21 protein-coding genes are annotated in these 25,000 nt (G+C 72.3%); 12 read left to right on the forward strand and 9 right to left on the reverse strand.

The genetic code is table 11. From position 1 onward, the window contains the following. Position 1 precedes the first annotated feature (1 nt). Genes AC3ETA_RS12595 through AC3ETA_RS12605 form a run of 3 tightly spaced genes read left to right on the forward strand, consistent with a single transcriptional unit; the run spans position 2 to position 2,912 of the window. Positions 2-1,579 carry a 4-coumarate--CoA ligase family protein gene (locus AC3ETA_RS12595; RefSeq protein ID WP_432192938.1) on the forward strand — a complete coding sequence of 526 codons (1,578 nt, stop codon included), beginning with the start codon at positions 2-4 and terminating at the stop codon, positions 1,577-1,579. Continuing rightward, entirely contained in the window at positions 1,576-2,310 is a 735-nt protein-coding gene (locus tag AC3ETA_RS12600; protein ID WP_432192939.1) for an enoyl-CoA hydratase family protein, read from the forward strand. The genes AC3ETA_RS12595 and AC3ETA_RS12600 overlap by 4 nt, the downstream gene beginning before the upstream one ends. Next, on the forward strand, positions 2,298-2,912 hold the full coding sequence (locus AC3ETA_RS12605; protein WP_432192940.1) for a TetR/AcrR family transcriptional regulator: 615 nt from the start codon (positions 2,298-2,300) through the stop codon (positions 2,910-2,912). Before AC3ETA_RS12600 ends, AC3ETA_RS12605 begins: the two co-directional genes overlap by 13 nt. 36 nt (positions 2,913-2,948) lie before the next feature. Here AC3ETA_RS12605 and AC3ETA_RS12610 read toward each other — a convergent pair whose 3' ends face one another. Both AC3ETA_RS12610 and AC3ETA_RS12615 read right to left on the reverse strand, forming a co-directional pair. Beyond that, a complete protein-coding gene (locus tag AC3ETA_RS12610; RefSeq protein WP_488187636.1) occupies positions 2,949-4,376 on the reverse strand; it encodes a serine/threonine-protein kinase in 1,428 nt (475 codons plus the stop codon). A 249-nt stretch (positions 4,377-4,625) separates the two neighbouring features. Continuing rightward, positions 4,626-5,726 carry a citrate synthase 2 gene (locus AC3ETA_RS12615; RefSeq protein ID WP_126902712.1) on the reverse strand — a complete coding sequence of 367 codons (1,101 nt, stop codon included), beginning with the start codon at positions 5,724-5,726 and terminating at the stop codon, positions 4,626-4,628. Positions 5,727-6,105: 379 nt separating this feature from the next. Between AC3ETA_RS12615 and pdxH the strand changes: the two genes are divergently transcribed. From pdxH to AC3ETA_RS12630, 3 genes are all read left to right on the forward strand, one after another. Beyond that, positions 6,106-6,795 carry a pyridoxamine 5'-phosphate oxidase gene (pdxH, locus tag AC3ETA_RS12620; RefSeq protein WP_432192942.1) on the forward strand — a complete coding sequence of 230 codons (690 nt, stop codon included), beginning with the start codon at positions 6,106-6,108 and terminating at the stop codon, positions 6,793-6,795. Between the two features lie 391 nt (positions 6,796-7,186). After that, positions 7,187-7,627: a GNAT family N-acetyltransferase gene (locus tag AC3ETA_RS12625; RefSeq protein ID WP_432192943.1), complete on the forward strand. Its 441-nt coding sequence runs from the start codon at positions 7,187-7,189 to the stop codon at positions 7,625-7,627. Positions 7,628-7,762: 135 nt separating this feature from the next. Next, on the forward strand, positions 7,763-9,205 hold the full coding sequence (locus AC3ETA_RS12630) for a PAS domain-containing protein (RefSeq protein ID WP_432192944.1): 1,443 nt from the start codon (positions 7,763-7,765) through the stop codon (positions 9,203-9,205). Positions 9,206-9,245: 40 nt separating this feature from the next. On the opposite strand, the gene AC3ETA_RS12635 is transcribed toward AC3ETA_RS12630, so the two are convergent. Further along, a complete protein-coding gene (locus tag AC3ETA_RS12635) occupies positions 9,246-10,001 on the reverse strand; it encodes an SIS domain-containing protein (protein ID WP_432192945.1) in 756 nt (251 codons plus the stop codon). A 317-nt stretch (positions 10,002-10,318) separates the two neighbouring features. On the opposite strand from AC3ETA_RS12635, the gene AC3ETA_RS12640 reads away from it, so the two are divergent. Beyond that, positions 10,319-11,011 carry an iron-dependent transcriptional repressor DtxR gene (locus tag AC3ETA_RS12640; RefSeq protein ID WP_004000347.1) on the forward strand — a complete coding sequence of 231 codons (693 nt, stop codon included), beginning with the start codon at positions 10,319-10,321 and terminating at the stop codon, positions 11,009-11,011. Between the two features lie 691 nt (positions 11,012-11,702). Then, positions 11,703-12,572, forward strand: coding sequence for an alpha/beta fold hydrolase (locus tag AC3ETA_RS12645; protein WP_432192946.1), 870 nt, complete (start codon positions 11,703-11,705; stop codon positions 12,570-12,572). 162 nt (positions 12,573-12,734) lie between these two features. Here the strand turns inward: AC3ETA_RS12645 and AC3ETA_RS12650 are convergent, their stop codons facing one another. The 3 genes from AC3ETA_RS12650 to AC3ETA_RS12660 form a co-directional block, all read right to left on the reverse strand. Beyond that, positions 12,735-14,327: a transporter gene (locus tag AC3ETA_RS12650; RefSeq protein WP_432192947.1), complete on the reverse strand. Its 1,593-nt coding sequence runs from the start codon at positions 14,325-14,327 to the stop codon at positions 12,735-12,737. Beyond that, positions 14,324-15,097: an ABC transporter ATP-binding protein gene (locus AC3ETA_RS12655; protein ID WP_432192948.1), complete on the reverse strand. Its 774-nt coding sequence runs from the start codon at positions 15,095-15,097 to the stop codon at positions 14,324-14,326. The genes AC3ETA_RS12650 and AC3ETA_RS12655 overlap by 4 nt, the downstream gene beginning before the upstream one ends. 92 nt (positions 15,098-15,189) lie before the next feature. Then, positions 15,190-15,852, reverse strand: coding sequence for a bifunctional DNA primase/polymerase (locus tag AC3ETA_RS12660; protein ID WP_432192949.1), 663 nt, complete (start codon positions 15,850-15,852; stop codon positions 15,190-15,192). Between the two features lie 318 nt (positions 15,853-16,170). Here AC3ETA_RS12660 and AC3ETA_RS12665 point away from each other — a divergent pair, with 318 nt between their 5' ends. Together AC3ETA_RS12665 and AC3ETA_RS12670 are read left to right on the forward strand one after the other, a co-directional pair. After that, positions 16,171-17,556 carry an NsdA family TPR-like regulatory protein gene (locus AC3ETA_RS12665; RefSeq protein WP_126902287.1) on the forward strand — a complete coding sequence of 462 codons (1,386 nt, stop codon included), beginning with the start codon at positions 16,171-16,173 and terminating at the stop codon, positions 17,554-17,556. Between the two features lie 200 nt (positions 17,557-17,756). Then, the gene (locus AC3ETA_RS12670; RefSeq protein ID WP_432192950.1) at positions 17,757-19,553 is read left to right on the forward strand and encodes a hypothetical protein; all 1,797 of its coding nucleotides are present in this window, start codon (positions 17,757-17,759) and stop codon (positions 19,551-19,553) included. Positions 19,554-19,609: 56 nt separating this feature from the next. Here AC3ETA_RS12670 and AC3ETA_RS12675 read toward each other — a convergent pair whose 3' ends face one another. Then, positions 19,610-20,917, reverse strand: coding sequence for an ABC transporter substrate-binding protein (locus AC3ETA_RS12675; protein ID WP_432192951.1), 1,308 nt, complete (start codon positions 20,915-20,917; stop codon positions 19,610-19,612). 117 nt (positions 20,918-21,034) lie between these two features. On the opposite strand from AC3ETA_RS12675, the gene AC3ETA_RS12680 reads away from it, so the two are divergent. Together AC3ETA_RS12680 and purU are read left to right on the forward strand one after the other, a co-directional pair. Continuing rightward, a complete protein-coding gene (locus AC3ETA_RS12680) occupies positions 21,035-21,535 on the forward strand; it encodes an SCO4402 family protein (protein ID WP_380866073.1) in 501 nt (166 codons plus the stop codon). A gap of 82 nt (positions 21,536-21,617) precedes the next feature. Next, the gene (gene purU / locus AC3ETA_RS12685) at positions 21,618-22,499 is read left to right on the forward strand and encodes a formyltetrahydrofolate deformylase (protein WP_432192952.1); all 882 of its coding nucleotides are present in this window, start codon (positions 21,618-21,620) and stop codon (positions 22,497-22,499) included. A gap of 168 nt (positions 22,500-22,667) precedes the next feature. Here the strand turns inward: purU and AC3ETA_RS12690 are convergent, their stop codons facing one another. Together AC3ETA_RS12690 and AC3ETA_RS12695 are read right to left on the reverse strand one after the other, a co-directional pair. Then, positions 22,668-24,074, reverse strand: coding sequence for a zf-HC2 domain-containing protein (locus AC3ETA_RS12690; RefSeq protein WP_432192953.1), 1,407 nt, complete (start codon positions 24,072-24,074; stop codon positions 22,668-22,670). Beyond that, the gene (locus AC3ETA_RS12695) at positions 24,071-24,655 is read right to left on the reverse strand and encodes a sigma-70 family RNA polymerase sigma factor (RefSeq protein ID WP_432192954.1); all 585 of its coding nucleotides are present in this window, start codon (positions 24,653-24,655) and stop codon (positions 24,071-24,073) included. The genes AC3ETA_RS12690 and AC3ETA_RS12695 overlap by 4 nt, the downstream gene beginning before the upstream one ends. Positions 24,656-25,000: the final 345 nt, after the last annotated feature.

A 25,000-nucleotide genomic window follows, 5' to 3' on the forward strand; every position in this document is an offset into this window, starting at 1 on the left:
CGTGTTCCGCAGCGAGTACGCAGACGTCCCGGCCGTAGAACTCCCCATCCACGAGGCCGTCCTGGGCCGGGCCGCCGAGTTCGGGGACACCCCCGCGCTCATCGACGGCACGGACGGCACCACCCTCACCTACGAACAGCTCGACCGCTTCCACCGGCGCATAGCCGCCGGTCTCGCCGAGGCGGGCGTGCGCAAGGGCGACATCCTCGCCCTGCACAGCCCCAACACGGTCGCCTTCCCCACGGCGTTCTACGCCGCCACGCGCGCGGGTGCCTCCGTCACCACCGTGCACCCGCTCGCCACGCCCGAGGAGTTCGCCAAGCAGCTGAAGGACTCGGCGGCCCGCTGGATCGTCACCGTCTCACCGCTGCATGAGAGCGCGCGCCGGGCCGCCGAACTCGCGGGCGGCGTGCAGGAGATCTTCGTGTGCGACAGCGCGCCCGGACACCGCTCGCTCATCGACATGCTGGCCTCCGCCGCCCCCGAGCCACAGGTCGGCATCGACCCCGTCGCGGACGTCGCGGCCCTGCCGTACTCCTCCGGCACCACCGGCATCCCCAAGGGCGTGATGCTCACCCACCGCCAGATCGCCACCAACCTCGCCCAGCTCGAACCGGCGATCGCGGCCGGCCCCGGCGACCGCATCCTCGCCGTACTGCCCTTCTTCCACATCTACGGCCTCACCGCCCTGATGAACGCCCCGCTGCGGGTCGGCGCCACGGTCGTCGTCCTGCCCCGCTTCGACCTGGAGACCTTCCTCGCGGCCATCCAGAACCACCGCATCACCGGCCTGTACGTGGCCCCGCCGATCGTCCTGGCCCTCGCCAAACACCCGCTGGTCGCGCAGTACGACCTGTCGTCGCTGAAGTACATCGTCAGCGCCGCCGCGCCCCTGGACGCCAACCTCGCCGGCGCCTGCTCCCAGCGCCTCGGCCTGCCACCGGTCGGCCAGGCGTACGGCATGACGGAACTGTCCCCGGGCACCCACGTCGTCCCGCTCGCCGCCATGCGGGACGCGCCCGCCGGCACCGTCGGCCGGCTCATCGCCGGCACCGAGATGCGCATCGTCTCCCTCGACGACCCCGACAAGGACCTCGGCACCGGCGAATCCGGCGAGATCCTCATCCGCGGCCCCCAGGTCATGAAGGGCTACCTCGGCCGCCCCGACGCCACCGCCGCGATGATCGACCCCGACGGCTGGCTGCACACCGGCGACGTCGGCCATGTGGACGCCGACGGCTGGCTGTTCGTCGTGGACCGCGTCAAGGAGCTCATCAAGTACAAGGGCTTCCAGGTCGCCCCCGCCGAACTGGAGGCACTCCTGCTCACCCACCCCGGCATCGCGGACGCGGCTGTGGTCGGCGCCTACAACGACGACGGAAACGAGGTGCCGCACGCCTATGTGGTCCGCCAACCCTCCGCGACCGACCTCTCCGAGGGCGAGGTCATGATGTACGTCGCCGAACGCGTCGCCCCCTACAAGCGGGTCCGCCAGGTCACCTTCATCGACGGTGTCCCGCGCGCCGCCTCCGGCAAGATCCTGCGCCGCGAACTGCGCGCGCCGAAGGAGAGCGCATGACGTCGATCGGCCGCACCCGCACGCGCGGTGTGGAGACCCTCAGCCTCGACTCGCCGGCCACCCGCAACGCGCTCTCCGCGGCGCTGGTGGGCGAGCTGGCCGACGCGCTGACGGACTGCGCCAAGGACGCCGACGTCCGCGCCGTCGTCCTCACCCACACCGGCAACACCTTCTGCGCCGGCGCCGACCTGCGCGACCCGCCGGATCCGGACGCACTGGTCGCCCTGCTCCGGCAGATCGTCGAGCTGCGCAAACCCGTGGTCGCCCGCGTCACCGGCCACGTCCGCGCGGGCGGCCTCGGCCTGCTCACCGCCTGCGACATCGCCGCCGCCGCCCGCGAGGCCACCTTCGCCTTCACCGAGGTCCGCATCGGGGTGGCCCCCGCCGTGATCTCCCTGCCGGTGCTCCCGCGCGTGGACCCGCGCGCCGTCGCCCGCTACTACCTCACCGGGGAACGCCTCGACGCGCCGGAGGCCGCCCGGATCGGCCTGCTCACGGCACAGGGCGACGACGTCGACGCCGTACTGGAACCCGTCCTGGACGGCCTGCGCCGGGCCGCACCCCAGGCCCTGGCCGAGACGAAGGCGCTGCTCACGGCTAAGGTGCTGGAAACCTTCGACCGGGACGCGGCCGACCTGACCGCACTCTCGGCCCGGCTGTTCTCCTCCGCCGACGCGCGCGAGGGGATGACGGCCTTCCTCGAACGACGGGATCCGCAATGGGTGGTGTGAGCACAGTCGGCGACCGCGTGGACCGCGTGCCCAAACAGGACCGCAGCCGCGCCACCCGCAGACGCCTCCTGGAAGCCGCCGTGGCCTGTCTCGCCGAACACGGCTGGGCGGGCTCCACGGTCTCCGTCGTCGCCGAACGCGCCGGCGTCTCCCGGGGCGCGGCCCAGCACCACTTCCCGACCCGCGAGGACCTCTTCACCGCGGCCGTCGAATATGTCGCCGAGGAACGCTCCACAGCCCTGCGCGCCCTGTTCCCCAAGGGCGCGGCGGGCGACCGCCGGGCCGTCGTCTCCGCCCTGGTCGACCTCTACACCGGCCCCTTGTTCCGCGCGGCCCTGCACCTGTGGGTGGCCGCGTCGAACGAGGACCAGCTGCGGCCCCGGGTCACCGAGCTGGAGGCCCGGGTGGGCCGCGAGTCCCACCGGATAGCCGTCGACCTGCTCGGCGTCGACGAGTCCCGCCCCGGCGTCCGCGAAACCGTCCAGGGCGTGCTGGACATGGCACGCGGCCTGGGCCTCGCCAACCTCCTCACCGACGACGCCGGACGCCGCGACCGCGTGGTGGCGCAGTGGGGCCTGCTGCTGGACGAGGCACTGGGCTGACGGCGTCGCGGGTCGCCTGTCGCCGGGCCGGTCCCGTCAGTCGTCCTCGCCCTTGTCGCCCTCGTCGTCGTCACCGTCGTGCCGCGCGTCGCGCTGCCGCTCCTGCTCCCGCCGCTCCTGGACGCCGTGCGCCTTGCCGTCGGCCGTCGCGGAGGTGATCGGCGACGGGCTCGACTCCAGCGGCGACACGGACGCCGAGGCGCTCGGGTCGGGCGAGGTGTCGGACTTCGTGCTCTCCGCGGCGCTCTTGTCGGGGGAGAACCACAGCATCCCGAGCAGCATCGCGGCCACGAACAGCGCTGCCGCGGCGACCGTGATCAGCAGGTTCCTGACTCCCTTGCCGGAGGCCGCCCGAGGACGGGAGCGGGCCCTGGACCCGGCGCGGGAGGCAGACACGCCGTGCGACCGGGCCGGGGACCCCGAGTGGGACCGGGCGGTGGGCGCCGAGTGCGACCGGGCGGTGGGCGCCGAGCGCGACCGGTTGTGGGAGCGGCCCGGCCCGCCGCGGGGCGACGGCGTGCCCTGGTTCGAGGGCAGCGCGTAGGTCGTCGCGTGGCCGGCCCCACCCCTCCGGTTCGGGCCGGGGGCACCGGCCGCCGGGGCCGGCGACGGGCGGGACGGGGCCGTCACCTCCGGCAGCGGCTCGGAGCGGCCCAGCCAGGCACCCTCGGCGAACCAGTCGGCGGCCCGCTGGGCGGCCGGACGGTGCTCGGGCTCCTTGGCGAGCAGACCGAGAAGATAGTTCTCGAACGCGGGCGGCAGACCGGCGACACCCAGCTCGCGCGGCGGCACGGGAGCCGCGTCGAGATGCTGGTGGAGGATCGCGACGGCGGAGTCGGCCTGGAACGGCGGGCGCCCGGTCAGCAGCTGGTAGAGCACACAGCCCAGCGCGTACACGTCGGAGGCCGGACCGGCCGGCTTGCCCAGCGCCCGCTCCGGGGCGAGGTAGAGACTCGTGCCGACGATCTGCCCGGTCGCGGTGAGCGCGGCACCCGGGTCGTCGACGAAACGGGCGATACCGAAGTCACCGATCTTGAGAGTGCCGTCGGCGTCCAGCAGCAGATTGCCCGGCTTGATGTCACGGTGGACGATGCCCTGCCGGTGCGCGGCGGCCAGCCCCGCCGCGGCCTGCGCGGCCATCCGCGCCACCCGCTCCGCGGGCTGCGCCCCCGACTGCGTCAGCAGCCGCGCCAGGTTGTCGCCCTCGACGAGCTCCATCACCAGGAAGAGCCGGTTGTCGTACTCGCCGAAGTCCCGCACACCCACCACGTTCGGATGGTCGATCCGCGCGGCGGTCTGCGCCTCCAGCCGGAACCGGGACGTGGCGGTGGGGTCGGAGTCCTGCGGCAGCAGCAGCTTGACGGCGACATGCCGGCCCAGCGTCTCGTCGTAGGCCCGCCAGACCTCCCCCATCCCGCCGCGCCCGATCGACTCGCCCAGCCGGTAGCGGCCCGCTATCAGCACCTGTTCCCCATCCCTCATGCCGTAGGAGATCTCGACGCCGCAGGCCGTAACTCACCACGCAGGGACGGGTGATGGTGGGATGCCGAGAGCCGCCCCAGCATACTGGCGGAGTGGATCAGTCACGTTCCGTGTGCCGTCGTCGACCGGCCGAGGCGGGCAGGGAGCGCGCCCGCCGCCGAGCGGCACCACGCGAGGCACTGCGGCCCGCGTGATGACCGGCCCGCCGGAGGGGAGGGTGGTGCGTGGGGCTCAGTGCGCGATGTCCGCGTAGCCCTCGATCTCGCGCGGGTTGCGTGAGCCCGGACCCACATAGCGCGCCGAAGGACGCACCAGGCGGCCGGTGCGCTTCTGCTCCAGGATGTGCGCCGACCAGCCCGCCGTACGGGCACATGTGAACATCGACGTGAACATGTGCGCCGGGACCTGAGCGAAGTCCAGGACGATCGCCGCCCAGAACTCGACGTTCGTCGCCAGGACACGGTCCGGGCGGCGGGCGTGGAGCTCCGCAAGAGCCGCCTTCTCCAGCGCCTCGGCGACCTCGAAGCGGGGCGCGCCCAGCTCCCGTGCGGTACGCCGCAGCACGCGGGCCCGCGGGTCCTCGGCGCGGTACACGCGGTGGCCGAAGCCCATCAGCCGCTCGCCGTTGTCGAGGGTCTGCTTCACATACGCCTCGGCGTCGCCCGTGCGCTCGATCTCCTCGATCATGTGCAGGACGCGGGAGGGCGCGCCGCCGTGCAGCGGGCCGGACATGGCACCCACGGCCCCGGAGAGCGCGGCGGCCACGTCGGCGCCCGTGGAGGCGATGACGCGGGCCGTGAAGGTGGAGGCGTTCATGCCGTGCTCGGCGGCGGACGTCCAGTAGGCGTCGACGGCGGCCACGTGCTTGGGGTCGGGCTCGCCGCGCCAGCGGATCATGAACCGCTCGACGACGGACTGGGCCTTGTCGATCTCGCGCTGCGGGACCATCGGCAGGCCCTGCCCGCGCGCGGACTGGGCGACGTAGGACAGGGCCATGACGGCGGCGCGGGCCAGGTCCGCGCGGGCCTGCTCCTCGTCGATGTCCAGCAGGGGCTTCAGGCCCCACACGGGGGCGAGCATGGCGAGCGCCGACTGGACGTCGACGCGGATGTCACCGGAGTGCACGGGGATCGGGAACGGCTCGGCCGGCGGCAGCCCGGGACGGAAGGCCCCGTCGACGAGCAGCCCCCAGACATTGCCGAACGAGACATGGCCGACCAGGTCCTCGATGTCGACGCCCCGGTACCGCAGGGCGCCGCCCTCCTTGTCCGGTTCGGCGATCTCCGTCTCGAACGCGACGACTCCTTCGAGCCCGGGTACGAAATCGGACATCAGGCGGCTCCTCGTGATGTGTGCGACGGATGGGGTTGTGGGTGGAGCGAGTGGGTGGAACGAGAGCTGGTGGGTGGAACGAGGGCGGAACGAGTGGGTGGAACGACCACGTGTCAGTCGGCGGAGACGGGCGCACGCCGGATGGATCCGCGGTCACGGGCTCGAAGTCCGGACTTGCGGGACTCCGAACCCCTGTGGACTCGCGGTCCGGGGCGTACCCCTGTGATGCCCCGTGCGGCCGGCGGTCATCCAACCGGAACAGCATCAGAACGATAACCCTGAGTGCCACCTTTTGGGCACCCCTGCGGCACTGAGTGCCATGCAGTGACGAAGGACACCGCGCCGGACGACGCCCGTTCGGATACGGCAAGATGACCGCGTGACCGACCGAGAAGCCGTCGCCTCCGATCCCGCCGAGCCCGCGCCCGACCCCGCCGCGATGCGCAAGCACTACCGGGCCGAGGGCCTCGCCGAGGCCGACCTGGCCGCCACCCCGGTGGCCCAGTTCGCCCGCTGGTTCAAGCAGGCCGCCTCGGAGGGGCACCTCTTCGAGCCGAACGCGATGATCGTCTCCACCGCGGACGCCGAGGGCCGGCCCAGCTCCCGCACGGTGCTGCTGAAGCAGTTCGACGACCACGGCTTCGTCTTCTTCACCAACTACGGCTCCCGCAAGGGCCGCGACCTCGCCGAGAACCCGTACGTCTGCCTGCTCTTCCCCTGGCACCCGATGGCCCGCCAGGTCATCGTCACGGGCGTGGCCCGGCGCACCGGACGCGACGAGACCGCCGCCTACTTCCGCACCCGCCCGCACGGCTCCCAGCTCGGCGCCTGGGCCAGCACCCAGTCCTCGGTGATCCCCTCCCGCACGGAACTCGACACGTCGTACGCCGACCTCGCCGCCCGCTACCCCGAGGGCGAACAGGTCCCGGTCCCCCCGAACTGGGGCGGCTTCCGGGTGGCCCCCCAAACGGTCGAGTTCTGGCAGGGCAGAGAGAACCGCCTCCACGACCGCCTGCGCTACGTGGTGGAGCAGGACGGGGGGTGGCGGGTGGAGCGGCTGAGTCCGTGAGGGTGCGGCGGGACAAGGCCGACAAGGCCCCAGGACAGCAGGCGACCCGCGAGCCTGGTCCTCCATCGGAGGAGCCGGTCGGACTACCGGCGGCCCGCGGGTCGGGTGACTGCTTTGGAATGGGCCGGCTGCACGCGTCTGTCACGTGCTGGTCCGGCACCGCACTGCGTGTGGTGGCGAGCCGCTAGCCCGCAGCCACCTCGCTCGTCCGGGATTCATACATGTACCGGATCACCTCCTTTCGTGCGTGAGCCACACACTAAGAACAGCCCGGTCGCCGATCAACCGGTTTTCCGAGATGTCGACGGTGGTGACTCGCTGGTGTGCCGGCCCGCGGATCCTCGTATGAAGATCGAGATTGAGGTGTGCGCGCGCAGGGGAAAGGGCACATGTGTCTGATCTTCGGATTGTTCCGGTGGACGGCGAGGCGATGCTTCAGGAGTGGCGCCACGTCCACAACGTGATCGTTCCTCCCGCGGCCATGGATCTGGGTGAGGTGCGCAAGCGCAGCAGGCGGTACCGGCTGCGGAACGCGTACGTGGGAGATGTGCTCGTCGGCTGCTCGACCGTGCGGCCGCCGGTGGGCGAGGACGCGGTGGCGACGGTCATCGCGCGCGTGCTGCCCGAGTACCGGGGGCACGGGTACGGCACGAGGCTGTTCCGGCACGGGCTCGCGTACGCGCGCGTGCTGGGCGCCAGGGTGATCGAGACGTGTGTGTCGGCCGCCAACGAGGACGGGCTGCGGTTCGCGAAGGCGCGGGGGTTCGTCGAGACCGATCGGTACGTGGTGGAGGGCGGGCCCGATCTGTGGGTGGACCTGCGGTTGGCCTAGGGGTACACCGGCTCGTACAACGATTCCTTCAATCTTGGGGAACTCGGTGTGTGCTGTGTCACGTTCCAGTTAGATGATTGCGAGTGGGCGAACCGACGTGGTGTACGTACGGACGCGGCTTGGCAGGGGGTCCAGGTGAGTGCTTCCCGGCGTAGTGGGACCACCGACGAGCTGGGGCCGGACGAACCCGAGCGGGACGGTCCGGACGGTTCGGCGGGTGGTTCGGAGGGTTCTGCAGGCGGCTCCGATCTGTTGGCCGCGCTGCTGGACGGGATGGACGCTGCCCTGTGCGCCTTCGACGGCGACGGTGTCGTCACGCACTGGAACCGTGAGGCGGAGCGGATCCTCGGGTGGACCGCGGCCGAGGCGGTGGGCCGGCAGGGGTTCGCCGGGTGGGCGGTGCGCGAGGCCGACGCCGAGGAGGTCGAGGGGCGGCTGATGTCCGCCATGGAGGCTCCGGGGCGGCAGGTGCACGAGTTCGCGCTGCTGACCAAGGACGGCGGGCGGGTGCTCGTGCGTACGCAGTCGGCGGCCGTGCGCGGGCCCGACGGGAAGCCAGCGGGCGTGTACTGCGCGTTCAGCGAGGTGCACGCGCAGATCGATCTGGAGCGGTCGATCGCGCTGAGCGAGGCGTTGTTCGAGGACGCGTCGTGGGGCGTGGTGCTGGTCGACGCGGATCTGCGCCCGGCGGTTGTGAACGCTCACGCGGCTCGTGCGCTGGGCATCGGGCGTACGTCCGTGCTGGGGCGGCCGCTGGGTGAGCTGCTGGCGCAGGGGGTCGAGGAACTGGAGAGCGCGCTCACACATGTGCTGGCGGAGGGCGCGCCGCCCGCGCCGGCCGAGGTCTGGGTGAGTGTGCGGACGCCGGACGGTGAGCGGCGTCGCTGCTGGCGGTGCGGTTTCGTGCGGCTGGCCTCGCCGCTGGCGGAGGAGCCCGTGCCGCTCGGGGTGGGCTGGCTCTTCCAGGACGTGACGGAGGCCAAGCAGGCGGAGCAGGAGGCCGCGATGCTGCGCTTCCGCACCAATCAGCTGCACCGTGCCGCGCGGGCCGCCGCCGAGTGCGAGGACCCCGCGGAGGCGGCGACGGTGCATCTGGACTTCGCGCTGGCCGGGTTCGCCGATCACGCGCTGATCGACCGGGTCGCGGGTGGTGTGGTGCCGGATCAGGCGGCGGGCGGGGAGAGCCCGGATCCCGTACGGCTGGTCCGGGTCGCCGTGACGCCGTCCGGGGCGCCGGGTCCGAGCCGGCTCGGCGGGGAGGCCGGGTTGCCCGTGCGGTACGCGGAGGGGCACCCGGCGTTGCAGTGCGTGGCGCGGGCCGGGTCGGTGCGGGCGGACGCGGGGGAGTTGCCGGCGCAGCGGGCGCGCGAGTGGGCCGTGGCGCGGCAGTGGCCGGCGGACGCGGTGCATGTGCTGTGCGCGGTGCTGCGGAGCCGGGGCCGGACGCTGGGCGTCGTGACGTTCCTGCGCGGCTCGGGCCGGACCGCGTTCGGCCGCGGCGACGCGGTGTACGCGGAGGACGTGGCGGTACGGATCGCTGCCGCGCTGGATCTGGCGGGAGCTGTGGAAGGGCAGTAGGGAGCGCGCCGTCGCCTCTCTGCACGCCCCCCGTCCCGCCTTACTGCCGGTAGAAGATCCGGTCCCCGTACTTCTCGAACACCCGCCTGTTCCAGTCGTGGCCGCCGTCGACGTTGCCCGAGCGCAGGAGCGGGGGCTCGATGCCCCGGTCGGCCAGGGTGGCGGCCGCGGTGGCCATGACGGCCTGGAGGAGGGCCGAGGTGACGACGGTGGAGGCGGGGGCGAAGGGCGCCGGGATGGTGTCGAGGGTGAGTTCGGCGTCACCGATCGCGATCTTCGAGTCGAGGACGATGTCGCAGTGGTCCTTGAGGTAGGTCCCCGAGACATGGCGGGACGTCGTCTCCGAGGCGTACGCCACCGAGGTCACGCCGATGACCTTGACGCCGAGGGCGCGGGCGGCCATGGCCATCTCCACGGGGAGGGCGTTGCGGCCGGAGAGGGAGATGATCACCAGGGCGTCGCCGGTGCGCAGCGGGGAGCTTTCCAGGACCACGCTCGCGAGGCCGTCGACGCGTTCGAGGGCGGAGCCGAGGGTGGCGGGCATGACGTCGACGCCGACGACGCCGGGCACGGCCAGCAGGTTCATCAGGGCGAGGCCGCCCGCGCGGTAGACGACGTCCTGGGCGGCGAGGGAGGAGTGCCCGGCGCCGAAGGCGAAGAGCCGGCCGTCGGCGGCGGCCGTGTCGGCGAGCAGGGTGCCGGCCGCCTCGATGTTCTCGGCCTCCTCGTCTCGGACCCGCTGGAGCAGACCGATCGCGGCGTCGAAGAACTGGTCGGCCGGCGTGCTGTCGCTCATGCGGGGCCCTCCCGGGGCGCGGATGCGAATGTGTCGCGGATCACCGTGCGGTCTGGACCAGTGCGGTGTCAATACGGTGCGTGTGCCTGTGGCGCCTGTGCGGGTTCGGTGGTGCGGGTGCAGTGCCGTCGGCGGGTCACTCCCGGTGCCGAGAGGCGGCCGAGGGGGCCGGGGCGCGGCCGTACAGCCCTCTGGTTCCCACGGCTCGGCACGGTTGTCAGCGGTATCCGGCAGAATTGACGTCAGGGCCAGCGCACGCGCCGTGGAGCTGTCTCGCTTCCGGCTGAGCTAATCGCAGAGCTAATCGAGGGGCACGTATGTCCGGACTGATCGACACCACGGAGATGTATCTCCGCACCATCCTCGAGCTGGAGGAGGAAGGTGTGGTCCCCATGCGCGCCCGGATCGCCGAGCGGCTGGACCAGAGCGGACCGACCGTGAGCCAGACGGTGGCGCGGATGGAGCGTGACGGGCTGGTGTCCGTGGCGTCCGACCGGCACCTGGAGCTGACGGACGAGGGGCGCCGGCTGGCCACCCGCGTCATGCGCAAGCACCGCCTCGCCGAGTGTCTGCTCGTCGATGTGATCGGGCTGGAGTGGGAGCAGGTGCACGCCGAGGCGTGCCGCTGGGAGCACGTGATGAGCGAGGCGGTGGAGCGCCGTGTGCTGGAGCTGCTGCGCCACCCCACCGAGTCGCCGTACGGCAACCCGATCCCCGGTCTGGAGGAGCTCGGCGAGAAGGACGGCGCCGACCCGTTCCTGGACGAGGGCATGGTCTCGCTGGCCGACCTCGACCCGGGTGTCGAGGGCAAGACGGTCGTCGTGCGCCGGATCGGTGAGCCGATCCAGACCGACGCGCAGCTGATGTACACGCTGCGCCGGGCGGGCGTGCAGCCCGGTTCGGTGGTGAGCGTGACCGAGTCCGCGGGCGGTGTGCTGGTGGGCAGCGGTGGTGAGGCGGCCGAGCTGGAGGCGGACGTCGCCTCTCATGTGTTCGTCGCGAAGCGCTGACCGGCGGCAGTAGTCCATCTCGAGTTCTCGCCCGGGTAATTCCCGGTAGGGGAGCGGGAGTTGTGATGATCCGCCGATCCTTTCCATTCCAAGATTCAGTGCGCGGAATCACAGCGCCCGGCGGATTCGCGTGCGAGGCTGTGGCGTGAGGCATATGACCTGAGGGCTCTTGGTCGTGACGGACAGTGATGCGTCCGGCCGGGGAGGGGGCGCGAGGATGTGCCGTAGATGTGGAGAGGGCCCCGGCGCCGTGTGGCGCCGGGGCCTGTCCTCCCCTGTGCTGACCCGGAGCCCCGAGCTCTCAGGGTCATCCCCTTCGGACCGGTTTCCCCGAGCGGTCCGCCTCCCGGTGAAGATCTCCCCTCGACGGTGGCGATCAATCCCTGGAGGGGGTCACTCGAATGAGGGGTGTTGTCCGCGCGACCCGTTTTTTCGAATAGGAGTTCGATAGTCTGCGGGTGACAGGTCAGGCGGAACGTGCGCTTCAGGGATGTGCGCATAAGATCACGTCAGACACACAGGACATGCACATCGCGTGCGGGGGCACCCACGACACGTGCGGCGCAGGTGACGCAGGTGGCCCAAGGTGCTCGCGGAGGCGACGGCAGATACGGCAGGCACGGCAAGCAGGACGCGGATGACAGGACCGTCCGACTCGCGCGGTCCGAGCGGAGCTAGGGGGGCCAGACCGATGGCGCGGCGCATCGACGTGACCGGGACCGGCGGCGTACGTCTCGCGGCCTGGGAGTTCGGCGACCCTCCCAAGACCGACCCCGCCAAAGAGCACGACGGCCGGCTCGGTGTCCTGTTATTGCACGGCCTGATGGGCCGCGCCTCGCACTGGGCCTCCACCGCCCGCTGGCTCTCCGAGCGGCACCGCGCCGTCGCCCTGGACCAGCGCGGCCACGGCCGCAGCGACAAGCCCGCGCAGGCCGCGTTCACCCGCGAGGCGTACGTCGACGACGCCGAGGCCGCCCTCGAACAGCTCGGCCTCGCCCCGGCCGTCCTCATCGGCCACGCCATGGGCGCGCTGACGGCCTGGCAGCTCGCCGCCAAGCGGCCCGATCTGGTACGCGGCGTGATCATCTGCGACATGCGGGCCTCCGCGCTCGGCGCGGCCTCGCAGCGGGAGTGGTCGGACTGGTTCAAGGCCTGGCCCGTCCCCTTCGCCACGCTCGCCGACGTACGCAAGTGGTTCGGGGAGGACGACCCGTGGGTCGAGCGCCCCAATCCCGCCCGAGGGGAGTTCTACGCCGAGGTCATGCACGAGTGCGAGGACGGCTGGCGGCCGGTCTTCGTGCCGGACCAGATGCTGCGGTCCCGGGAGACCTGGGTGTACGACGCGCACTGGGAGGAGCTCACGCAGGTGCAGTGCCCCACGCTCGTCGTGCGGGGGCTGGACGGTGAGCTCGGGCGGGCCGAGGCACAGGAGATGGTGCGGGTGCTGCCGCGGGGGGAGTACGCGGAGGTGTCCGAAGCCGGGCATCTCGTGCACTACGACCAGCCCGAGGGGTGGCGGGGGGCCATCGAGCCGTTCCTGGATGCGGTGCGGACGGGGTGACGCCGGGCGCCTCTGGGCTCGGTGCGGCCTGAATGACGCCGGGCGCCTGTGAGCTCGGTGCGTGCTGAGCCTTGGCGGCTGCGGGTTGTTCGTGGCTTGTCGCGCAGTTCCCCGCGCCCCCGAAACAGCGGCGTTGCAGGCTCCCTGCGTCAGCGGACCCCGTCAGCCCTTGCTCACCGCCGTCAGGATCTCCGGTAGGCGGGCCGCCGTGCGCGGTGCCGCCAGCCGCAGTCCCAGCAGCGTGATCGCCGCCCCGTAGACCGCCCCGCCCGGCAGCAGCAGCCAGGTCCAGTCGTCCCCGCCCGCACTGACGTTCAGCCAGATCGTCACGGCGAGGACGGGGGCGCACAGCAGGGCGGCCGCGATCATGCCGCCGAAGATGGAGATCCACGCCAGCCCGGACTGCCCGGGGGCGACGTTCTTGTAGCCCTCCTGCGGGATGGAGTAGGGGAATCGGGCCGACGTCCACGCGCCGGTCGCCAGCATCGCGCCGAGCAGGGCCAGGGACAGGCCCAGCACCTCCGGCAGCTTGGGCCAGTCGCCGATGAGCGCCGTCGTCAGGACGGTGATCAGCGTGGCGTAGGGCAGGGTGATCAGCAGCAGGGCCAGGGCCCGGCCGCGCAGCTCGACGTAGGCGTCCCGGGGCGAGGAGATCGTCATCGCGACCATCCAGAACGCCGAGGTGTCCTGCCCGAACTGGTTGTACATCTGGATGCCGAGCATCCCGGCGGCGAAACAGGCGAAGTAGATCGAGCCGGTGCCCTGCAACGCGTTGAACAGCGGCACGATCAGACCGATGGCGAGCGAGGTCACCCAGGCGGCCTTGGTCTTCGGGTCGCGCCACACGTAGCGCAGACTGCGCTCCATGACGGTGCCGGTGCGCCCGGCCGGCAGCAGACGGGACAGGCCCGTCGGCGTCCGCTCCCGTACGGCGGACCCGCCGGCCGCCTGGAGCGTGGAGCCGTCGGGGGACGTCATCAGCCGGGTCAGATGACGTGACCACACGGCGATCAGGCCCAGCAAGGCGCCCGCGCTCAGCGCGAGTTGGAGCACCCCGATGCCGTACGACCCCTCGCTCACCGACTGCACGGCCCCGATCGCGGACGCCGGCGGCACCCAGCGCAGCACGTCCGCCGCCGGGTCGAGCGGTTCGAGGCCCGAGGAGCCGAGCCGCTGCGCGCCGAAGTTCACGACCTGCGCGCCGATGGCGATCACCAGCCCGCTCAGCACCGCCAGATCACGGCCCTTGCGGCTGGTCAGCAGCCGGATGTTGGCGACGGCGACGGCCCGCGCGAGCGCCACGCACACCAGCAGGGCCAGGGCGACGGCGACGACGGCGACGACTTGGGCGGGCCCGCCGTGCGCGAGGGCGATCACCGAACCGGTCAGCAGGCACAGGGTGAACAGCGGGCCGATGCCGACCAGGGAAGACGCAAGCAGCGCCCGGACCAGCGGGCGGGGGCGCAGCGGCAGCATCACCAGCCGCGTCGGGTCGAGGGTCTCGTCCCCGCCGGGGAAGAACAGCGGCATCACGGCCCAGCCGAGCGCGAGGACCGCGACCAGGATGACGACCACGGTGTCGGCATGCGCGTGGCCGCGCAGCATGATCAGGCCCAGGAGCTGCAGCGCGGCGAACAGGAGGGCCACCACGGCCGACGCGACGTAAGCGGCCCGCCGGCCACCGGACTGCCGTAGTCCGTTGACGAGGAGCGACAGTTTCAGCCGTACGAAGACGCCGGTCACGTCGGTGCTCATCGGGCCCCGCCGCCCAGCCAGTCGAGGTCGGAGGCGGCGGCGTCGCGGCCGTTCGCGCCGACGAGTTCGAGGAACGCCTGCTGCAACGAGGCCGCCTCGCCGCGCACTTCGGTGAGCGGGCCGTGCGCCCGGATACGGCCGGCGGCCATGACGGCGACCCAGTCGCACAGCGACTCGACCAACTCCATGACGTGGGAGGAGAAGACGACGGTCGCGCCGGAGGCGGTGTAGCGCTCCAGGACGCCGCGGATGGTCTGCGCGGAGACGGGATCGACGCCCTCGAACGGCTCGTCCAGGAACAGCACTTCGGGATTGTGCAGGAGCGCCGCCGCGAGCCCGGTCTTCTTGCGCATGCCGGTCGAGTAGTCGACGACCAGCTTGTGCTGGGCGCCCGCCAGATCGAGTACGTCGAGCAGCTGGGTGGCCCGCTTGTCGACCTCGGCGCCGGGCAGCCCGCGCAACCGCCCGGTGTACGCGAGGAGTTCCCGCCCGGAGAGCCGCTCGAACAGCCGCAGCCCCTCGGGCAGCACCCCGATCCGCGCCTTCACCTCGACGGGGTCCCGCCAGACGTCGTGCCCGACCACCTCGACGGACCCCTGATCGGGCCGCAGCAGCCCGGTCACCATGGAGAGGGTGGTGGTCTTCCCGGCCCCGTTGGGGCCGACCAGCCCGATGAACTTCCCCGCAGGCAGGTCGAGATCGATCCCTGCGACAGCGACCTGCTGTCCGAACCGCTTCCAGAGCCCACTCACACTTACGGCCGACGTCATGAACGCCAACCCTAAGGGGCGCGGGGAACTGCGCGACAAGCCAAGGCGAACCCGCAGTCGCCGACGGTGAACGCGTGGCAGATCGACCGGCGCTACCGGTCCCGACCGCACGCATAGGCGAGCGGCGAGATCAACTCCTCCGCATCCGGCAGCCACCGGTTCGCCGGCGTCGGCCGGCAGGCCCACTGCACGGCACCCCGCGACCCGAAACGCGTGGGCGGCCCGGCGACGTACGCCCCCTCGCCGAGCGCCACCAGATCCAGCGACCCGACCGACCACCCCAGCTTGCGCACGAGGTCGGGGACCTTCACCGCCGCTCCCGGCAGCACGAAGAAGTGCATCCGGCGGTCCGGCGCCAGCGTCACCGGCCCCAGCGACAGCTCCATCCGCTCCATCCGGGCCAGCGCAAGGAACCCGGCCGTCTCCGGGACGGAGATCGCGTCGAAGGTGCGCCCCGTCGGCAGCAGGATCGACGCGGTGGGCTGCTTCTGCCACATCCGCCGCGCCACCGTCGCGCTCCCGGTGGCCTGTGTCGCCCAGTCCGGGCGCGCGGGGTGCGCACCGGGCGCGGGGCAGGCGGCGTCACCGCAGGAGCAGTACTGCACGCCGTCGACCGCTTCCAGCCAGGTCCCGGGGAACACGTCCCAGTGACGCTCCTCGGCATAGCGAACGGCGGTCTCCAGCAGCGTTTCGCCGCGCTGCTTGGGAATCTGGGCGGCTTCGGTGGCCGGGATCGTCTCTTCCACGCCCAACACAACTCCCGCACCCACCTCCGGTTACGGGCGTCGCGCGCGCGGGGGAGGAGCATTGATTTCTCATCTGGGGCGCATGGGTGCATGTGTGGGGGCGCGCGGGAGGATCCACGGCCGGGGGTGGGTAGCCCACTGTGGGGTCGGCTTCCGCCTTTACCCCGGCAATCCTCGCAAGCCTCGCATTTTCGGTATGCCGACGGGGCATTGATCTTCACGGCCGGATCCTTGCGGTGCACAGCCAGTGCCCCCGGGCCGGATCCGGCCGTGGAAGACACGTCAACTCGGTGCGTGGGCAGGCACCGCAGCCACAGGGGGTACGCCATGGCCGCAAGGCCTCTCGTCGCGCGACAGCCGAACGAACGGCTGCAGGCGCTCATCCAGGAAGCGGGCTGCTCGAACGCCGGGCTGGCCCGCCGGGTCAACATGTGCGGCGCCGAGCACGGTCTCGATCTGCGCTACGACAAGACGTCCGTGGCCCGTTGGCTGCGCGGACAGCAGCCGCGGGGACGGGCGCCGGCGATCATCGCCGAGGCGCTCGGCCGCAAACTCGGCCGTACGGTCACGATCGACGAGATCGGTATGGCCAACGGCAAGAATCTCGCGTCCGGCGTCGGCCTCCAGTTCTCGCCGACGGTACTGGGAGCCATCGAGCAGGTCTGTGAGCTCTGGCGCAGCGACGTGGGCCGCAGGGACTTCCTGTCCGGCTCGTCCGTCGCCGCGTCCGCGCTGGTCGAGCCCAGCCGCGACTGGCTGATCTCCTCCCCGGACTCGCAGGTGTCGCGCTCGGCGGGCCCACGTGTGGGGCAGTCCGACGTGCAGGCCGTGCGCGCGATGACACAGGCGCTGGTCGACCTCGACCACCAGTACGGCAGCGGGCATGTGCGCCCGGTCGTCGTGCACTACCTCAACAGCGTCGTCTCCGGGCTGCTGGCCGGCTCCTACCGGGAGGCGATCGGACGGGAACTCTTCGCGGCCGTCGCGCGGTTGACCGAGCTCGCCGGGTACATGGCCGTCGACACCGGTCAGCCGGGGCTCGCCCAGCGCTACTACATCCAGGCGCTGCGCCTGGCACAGGCGGCGGGCGACCGCGGATACGGCGGCTATGTGCTGGCCGCCTCCATGAGCCACCTCGCCGCCCAGCTCGGCAACCCGCGGGAGATCGCGCAGCTGGCGCGGGCGGCACAGGAGGGCGCACGGGGGCGCGTGACCCCTCGTGCGGAGGCCATGTTCCACGCGGCCGAGGCACGCGGGCACGCGTTGCTGGGCGACGCACGGGCCGCCCAGCTGGCGTCCGGGCGCGCGGTGGGCGCGCTGGAGTCGGCGGACGCGGAGTCCGGGGACGACCCGGCGTGGATCAAGCACTTCGACGAGGCCTATCTCGCCGACGAGTTGGCGCACTGCCATCGCGATCTAGGCCAGGCCGAGGCGGCGGCGCGGCGCGCGGAGGAGTCGCTCGCCGGGCTCCCGGAGACGAAGGCGCGGCGCCGGGCCATCGGATATGTGTTGCTCGCCACAGCTCAGGTGCAGCAGCGCGAGGTCGAACAGGCCTGCCACACCGGCCTGAAGGCCGTCGAGCTCCTGGAGACCCTGCGCTCCAACCGGGGCGCCGAGTATCTGGAGGACTTCCAGCAGCGACTGGAGCCGTTCCGGGACGAGCCGGTGGTCAGGGAGTTTGGGGCGCGGCTGGATCTTCAGGCGGCTGCGTGAAATCACCGGGCACCCACAGGTGAACGGCGGGGAAACGAAGATACCGGCCGATCAAGGGGAGGCAGACAGCGGTTGGGGGACCCGAGTGTCAGCGCGGTCACAGGGATCCCGGTCACGTCCCGGGCTGCGTGGCACCTGGATCGGCGGAGCCGGTAGCGTGAGCCGACGATTCACAAGGTCCCCCATTAGTAGGAGCCCCGGTGACGCAGAGTGGACGGAGCGAGGAGCCCTCGGCGCGGCCCGCGCGCGAAGGCATCGTGCTGCCCTCCGACGGTGGTGAGCCGCTGCTGCCGGGTATGACGGGCGGCCAGGGCGGCCGGCCGACTTCGGTGCCGGCGACGCCGCCGACCGCACCTCAGCCCTCGGCGCCGCCGGGCGCGCAGGCCTGGGGCACCCCTTGGGGACCGGAGCAGAACCCGCCCGCGCAGGGCCAGGCCTGGGGCGCGCAGCCGGGGCCGGATTGGGGCCGGCAGGAGCAGGGGCAGCAGCCGGGCCGGTTGCCCCAGCAGCCGGAGCAGGCGTATCAGCTGCCCCAGCAGGACCACCAGGCGTACCGGACGCCCCAGCAGGACCACCAGGCATACCAGTTGCCGCAGCACGACCAGGCGTACCAGTCGCCGTCGCCGGCCCCGTGGGGCGCGGCGCCGGAGGCCGGCGGGGCCATGCCGGCCCAGCCGATGCCGCAGGACGGCGGGCCGTACGGCGGCGGTGCGCAGGGGCCGGCGACCGGGGCGCCGTCGTACGGCCAGAGCACGCCGGCCGGTTACGGACAGGGCGGGGCGTCGTCCGCGCCGCTGCCGCCCGAGGGGCGGCACGGGCAGGGCGCCGCGCTGCCGCCCGCCGCGCCCGCCGGTGGCTTCGGAGCCCCGCTGCCGCCCGCCGACGAGGGCGCCACTCAGTACATACCCCCGGTCGCCGGTGCGCCGATGAGCGCCGACGACCAGGCCACCAGCTTCCTCCCGCCCGTCGCCGCGCCCGCCGCGGACGAAGGGGCGACCCAGTTCATCCCGCCGGTGGGACCGGGGGCGCTGCCGCCCGAGGTGTCCAGTGAGAGCACCCAGGTGCTCGGGCGGGCCGGGCAGGCCGGCGGCGCCGGGCCGATGCCGCCCGTCTCCGGGGGCGACGCGGACGCCACGCAGTACATCCCGCCGGTGACCGGCCGGCCGGGCGGCGGGGAGCGGCAGCCGCTGTCCGACTTCGACAACCTCTTCCGCAGCGAGTCGGCCGGCCAGGCCCCCGCCGGGGCCACCCAGCAGCTGCCGCGCTTCCAGCAGCCCCAGTCGCAGGCGAACCCGCACGAGCCGGCGCTCTTCCCGGCCGGCGGGCACGGCGCAGGCGACGACGGCGGTGGCCGCGGTGGCCGTACCCGACCGCGGCTGCGGCTCATCGCCGCCGTGGGCGTCGGGATCGCGGCCCTCGGCATCGGCGCGGGTGCGCTGCTCGCCGGCGGGGGCGGGGACGACGACAAGAGCGAGGAGAACCAGCCCGTCTCCGCGACGGCCCCGGCCGACGAGGAGTCCGCCTCGCCGTCCGCCGACCCGGCCGAGCAGCAGGCGGTCGCCCTGGACAAGCTGCTCGCCGACAGCGGCGACAGCCGTACGTCCGTGATCAACGCGGTGGACGCCGTGAAGTCCTGCGACAACCTCGGCAAGGCCGCCCAGGACCTGCGGGACGCCGCCCGCCAGCGCAACCGGCTGGTGACCGACCTGTCCAAGCTCTCCGTCGACCAGCTCCCGAACCACGCCGCGCTGACCACCGCGCTGAACAAGGCGTGGCAGGCGTCGGCGTCCGCGGACAACCACTACGCGGCGTGGGCCGACCAGGTCGCCCGCGACAAGAAGCTGTGCAGGAAGGGCCAGGCCCGCGCCACCGGCCAGACCCAGGCCGGCAACCGCGCGAGCGGCACCGCCAGCCAGCAGAAGAAGACGGCCGCCGGGCTGTGGAACTCGATCGCCGAGAAGTACGGGCTGACCGAGCGGCAGCCGACCCAGCTGTAGTACGGGGCCGCGGACACCGGCCGCCCGCGAGAAGCGGGGCGGCCGGGCCGGGCGGGTCAGTTCAGGTCGGCGTTCTGGAGCGTCTTCGTCACGTCGATGAAGCCCTTGCGGGCCGCCACCAGCCTGCCGTCCCGGACGACCTGGAGGGTCACCGCGCGGTTGACCAGCCGGGGGAAGCCGACGGAGGCCAGGACGTCCTGGAACTTCCACTGGAGGGTCGGCGTCAGGCCGCCCGTGGGCACCTTCAGGCCGTCGTTCAGCGCGCCTCGCACGGAGTCGGCGGTCACCGCGCCGTCGCCGATCGACTCGACGACCTTCTTGAACACCGTGTACGCGATCCACGTCGTCTGCACGCCGGCGTCCGCGGGGTCGATGCGGTTGTCGCCGAAGGCCTGTTCGCTGATGACCTTCTTCATCGGGTCCCAGCGCGGGTCGCTGGCGACCGGGTACCAGCCGGTGATGTACGAGCCGTCGTACGTCGACGCCCCGCCGGTCGAGTTGATCACGGTCTGGTCGACGCTGCCGAGGACGGCGGCGGTGCGGACCTCGGGGTAGTCCTTGCGGGCGCGCCGGAAGGAGTCCATGAAGGTGCTGGTGCGGTCGCCGAGTGCGGGCACCACGCAGCCCTTCTCGGACGAGTCGGTGGCGGAGTTGCCCAGCGCCCGCACCGACTGGCCCCCGTACGCGGTCGCGTCCTCGTCGGCCAACTGGTCGATGGGGGCCGGGTGACCGCCCGAGCCGAGGCCCGAGTTGAGCAGTGGCGGCAGCTCGTCGCCCGCGATGCTGTCGGGCCGGACGAGAACGACGGGGCCGCAGCTGCGGGCCAGCTCCCTGCCGAGGCCCGCCAGGAGGGTGGGCTGGCCGCCGTTGACGGGGTAGGAGAGCGGGCTGGTGAACTCGGCGTTGGTGACGCCGTAGCCGCCTATGTACGGGATGCCGGCGCCCTCCAGGGAGGGCAGGAAGGTGTCGCCGTACTGGCTGTAGGAGCCGACGACCGCGACGACGTTCTCCTCGACGGCGCGGTCGGCGCACCTGGCCGCGGCCACGCTGTCGTTGTGGTCGTTGCAGGTGATGACCTTCAGCTCGCGGCCGGCGAGGCCGCCGTGGGCGTTGACCCAGCGGGCGTACGCCTGCGCGAAGGCGGGCATACCGGGCTTGTTGGTCGCCTTGGTGTCCTGCGGGGCCCAGGTCATCACGGTGATCGTGTCATCCCCGGAACCCCCCGTGGCACCGGGGATGACACCGCATCCGACGGCGAGTGACGCACACGCCACCAGCGCTGCCGCCGTGCGGGCTGCCGCTCTGACGGGCCGATCGGTGATCACTGGGAGGAAGGTGCTGCGCATGCGTGGCCTGCCGGTCATGTGCACGCACGATTCCGCCACACAACAAACCTGCGCGTGACCCTCGGTTATCCATGGGTGACCAGAAGGTGAATTGCGGGGGCGGATGAGGCGCGAATGAACAGGAACGTACGATCGGTGACCGTGCAAGGTTCGGATAGCTCTTCCCGTCGCGGCCGTCGCTCATCCACCATGGGCGGCATGCCACTCAACGACATGCCGTGGTGGCGCTGGCGCAGCAATGTGCGCTCCGCGCTGCACATGCTCTCCGACCCGGTCTTCCAGCGGGACGTCTGGCTCGCCGGCGTCGACGGGTACGGCGACGTGACCGACGCCGTCTACCGCCTGGTCGAGGACACCTGGCTGGACAACTGGTCCGCCGAGAAGTACGTCGGCACGATATTCCGGGACTCGCAGGAGGCGGCGCTCGTCGACACCGCCGTGCTGCGGGTGCTGCGGATCATGCACCAGGTCGGTCCGGACGCGCCGGTCTCCGCCTACATGGAGAACCAGCAGTGGCCGGAGGCGGTGCGGGCGGCGCGGGACGCGCACGTCCGGATGGCCATGGCCGACGGCGAGGACCCCGAGGCCCCGCCGCGCACCCTTGAGGTGCTGCGGATCATGACGCGTTCCGCGTGACGGTCCGGCCGGTGCCGGGCGGGCGGTCCGGGTAGCGGGACGGCTGCCCGCCGGGGGTGTGGGATATGGGACCCTGTGCTGCATGAACGAGCAGTCCACCCGAGCCGCGGTCCCCGCCGAACAGTACGTCCTGACGCTGTCCTGCCCGGACAAGCAGGGCATCGTGCACGCCGTGTCGAGCTACCTCTTCATGACCGGCTGCAACATCGAGGACAGTCAGCAGTTCGGCGACCGCGACACGGGACTGTTCTTCATGCGCGTCCACTTCTCGGCGGAGGCTCCGGTGACGGTGGACAAGCTGCGCGCGAGCTTCGCGGCGATCGGTGACTCCTTCCACATGGAGTGGCAGATCCACCGGGCCGAGGAGAAGATGCGGGTCCTGCTGATGGTCAGCAGGTTCGGGCACTGCCTGAACGACCTGTTGTTCCGCGCCAGTATCGGGGCGCTGCCGGTGGAGATCGCCGCCGTGGTGTCCAACCACACCGACTTCGTCGAGCTCGTGGGGTCGTACGACATCCCCTTCCACCACATCCCGGTGACCAAGGACAACAAGCCCGAGGCCGAGGCGCAGGTCCTGGAGATCGTGCGCGAGGAGGGCGTTGAGCTGGTCGTGCTGGCCCGCTACATGCAGGTCCTCTCGGACGACCTGTGCAAGCAGCTGAGCGGGCGGATCATCAACATCCACCACTCGTTCCTGCCGAGCTTCAAGGGCGCGAAGCCGTATCACCAGGCGCACACCAGGGGCGTCAAGCTCATCGGCGCCACGGCCCATTACGTCACCGCGGACCTTGACGAGGGGCCGATCATCGAGCAGGAGGTCGAGCGGGTCGGGCACGACGTCACGCCGGACCAGCTGGTCGCGGTCGGGCGGGACGTGGAGTGCCAGGCGCTGGCGCGGGCCGTGAAGTGGCATGCGGAGCGACGGATTCTGCTGAACGGGCGGCGGACGGTCGTGTTCGCCTAGCAGTTCGGGTTCGGCTGTCGCGTCGGCGGCTGCGGGTCGTTCGTGGTCGCTCGCGCAGTTCCCCGCGCCCCTGAGGGGCGCGTTCAGTGCACGTACTTAAAGGGGCGCGGGGCACTGCGCGACCGGCCCCCACCCACCCGCAGCCGCCGACGCGGCGGCACCCGCCCCTCACATCCGGCTCAAGCTCGCCGCCGCGAACAGGACGTCCCGGATCGCCGTACGGTCGCCGACCTGCCCCGCCGCGGCCTCCTCCGGCGGCACATGACCCGCCGCCAGCCGGCAGAACTCCGCGCCGTCCAGCGCCACATGGGCCACCTCGTGCTCCGCGGAGCCCACCGCCGCCGGGGAGTCCAGCGGGATCAGCCACTCGCCGCCGCCCGAACCCTCGATCTCCAGCCGAAGACTCCGGCCGGGCTCGCCGGCAGGCACCAGGTGGCGGTGCGGACCGGGCGGCGGGGACGCGAGGCCGGCCTGCCGGCGGGCCGACAGCACCGTCGGCAGCATGCGGGCCGCCAGGTCCACCATGTGGTGCAGATCGCTGCCGGACGGCGGCTCGTACGGATAGTCCACCGCGTCGGCGATGTCCTCCGCGTGCACCCACGTCTCGAAGGCGCGGTCCAGCATCGCGTCGTGCAGCGGCAGTGCGAAGTCGCCGTAGGGCACGGACAGTCTGCCGGTGCCGCCGCCCGTGAAGGCCGCCGTGCGGACCAGGTCGTGGCTCTGCTCCCGCCAAGGGGCGCGTACCGCGCGCGTCGGCGGGTAGTGGGACGCCCGCCAGTACGCCTCCGTGCGCCCGGACGGGGTCGCCCGGTCCGCGGCCACCTCGCCCATCGGGTCCGCGAGACCGAGCGCGACCGCCACCAGACCGTCCACCGTCAGCAGGTGCGCGATGACCCCGGCGACGGTCGTGCGACGGCTCGTGGGCTCGTCCCCGCGGAACCACCGCAGCCGCACGGGCGCGTGCCACTCGGCGTCCCCGAAGTCCTGGAGCAGGGCGTCGAGCCGGGCCGTCTCCGCGTCGTACGGCGTCGCCCACTCGGGCACCGGGATGCGCGGCGGGCGCCGCTCCAGGCAGCTCTGGAGGACGCGGGCGCGCAGCGACGGGTCGAGGTCGAGGCTCTCGGCGGGGTGCAGCAGGCCGACGGCCTCGCGCAGCCGCAGTGCCTCGTCCGCGCAGGAGCCGCAGCCGCCGAGGTGTTCCTCCACGGCAGCGGTCTCCTGGGGTGAGCAGGCGGCCAGCGCCCACGCGCCGAGCAGCGACTTCAGCACGCGGTGGTCCAGCACGAGCGGGGCGGGCCGGGGCACGGCGTCGGGCAGCGGGCGTCCGGTGTCCTCGACGGAGGCGCGGGGCAGGGGTATGCGGGGCGGCCCGTCCGGGTCCGGCTTCGTCGAGGGGTGCTGGTCGTCGCCGTTGCCGCTGCTGTTCATGCCGTCGGCCGCGCGGTGTACGTCCGCGGGGCCGTCGTCCTCCTGGTCCTTGTGGTGTGCGTCGCCGTGGGGAGAGTCGTCGTACGGCTTGTCGTCGTCGCCGTTGTCATCGTTGTCGTACGCCTCGAAGCGTCCGGCCTCGTTCACGCCGCACCCCCGTAGCCCGGTGGCGCGCCCGGGGCGGTTCCGGCGTCGTGGGCGGTGGACAGCAGCTGGAGGCCCAGGCGCAGCCGGCGGCGGGCCTCGTCCTCGGTGACGCCGAGGTCGGCCGCGGTCTGGCGGTAGTCGCGGCGCTGGAAGTAGGCCAGCTCCAGGGCGGCGCGCAGCGGCACGGGCATCGACTGGACGATGTAGTCGGCGCGTGCGGCGACCGAGGCGTGCCGCACCTTGCGCTCCAGCTCCTCCGTGGAGCCCTGGCCGGCCTCGGCGAGCGCGGCGGTCTCGGTGGCGCGCAGCCGCTGCACGGCGAGCCGGTGGGTCAGCGTGGCGACCCAGGAGCGCAGCGGGCCCTGCTTGGGGTCGTAGGTGTCCGGGTGCTCCCAGACATGCGCGAAGACGTCGCGGGTGACGTGGTCGGCGGCGCGCTCGTCGCCCAGCACGGTGTGGGCGAGGCCGTGCACGAGCGAGGCGAACCGGTCGTAGAGCTCGCCGAGGGCGGCCGCCTCGCCGCGCGCCAGCCGCTGCTGCATCTTGCGGTCCCAGCGGGGCGGTGCGTCCTTCTTCGCCATAAGGCCCCCCTCACCGGTCCGTCCCGGTCCAGCGTGCGTGTGCCGTCTCCCCGAATGTAGTCGGCACGGCCGGACGCGCACGCCCCTTTGTCGCAATGTGCGCCCCTTGTAGAGCCATGGCTGGTGACACACCTCGCCCTCGTGATAGAGGGACCCCTCGCACTCCGGTGGAGAGGCTCGCGTCGCTCGGTTACCCGGTCACCACATGATCAGACACGATCGAACAGGATCGAATGCGATGGGAACAAGCCTTTTCTGATCGGTGACCGTTTTCTGGAGGGTGTTTCAGGGAACAGCCGCTGGGCAGCCGCGCTGCAAGGAAGCGTAGGTGTCGCTTCCGTTTCA

The sequence above is a fragment of the Streptomyces sp. bgisy027 genome (assembly GCF_057710365.1).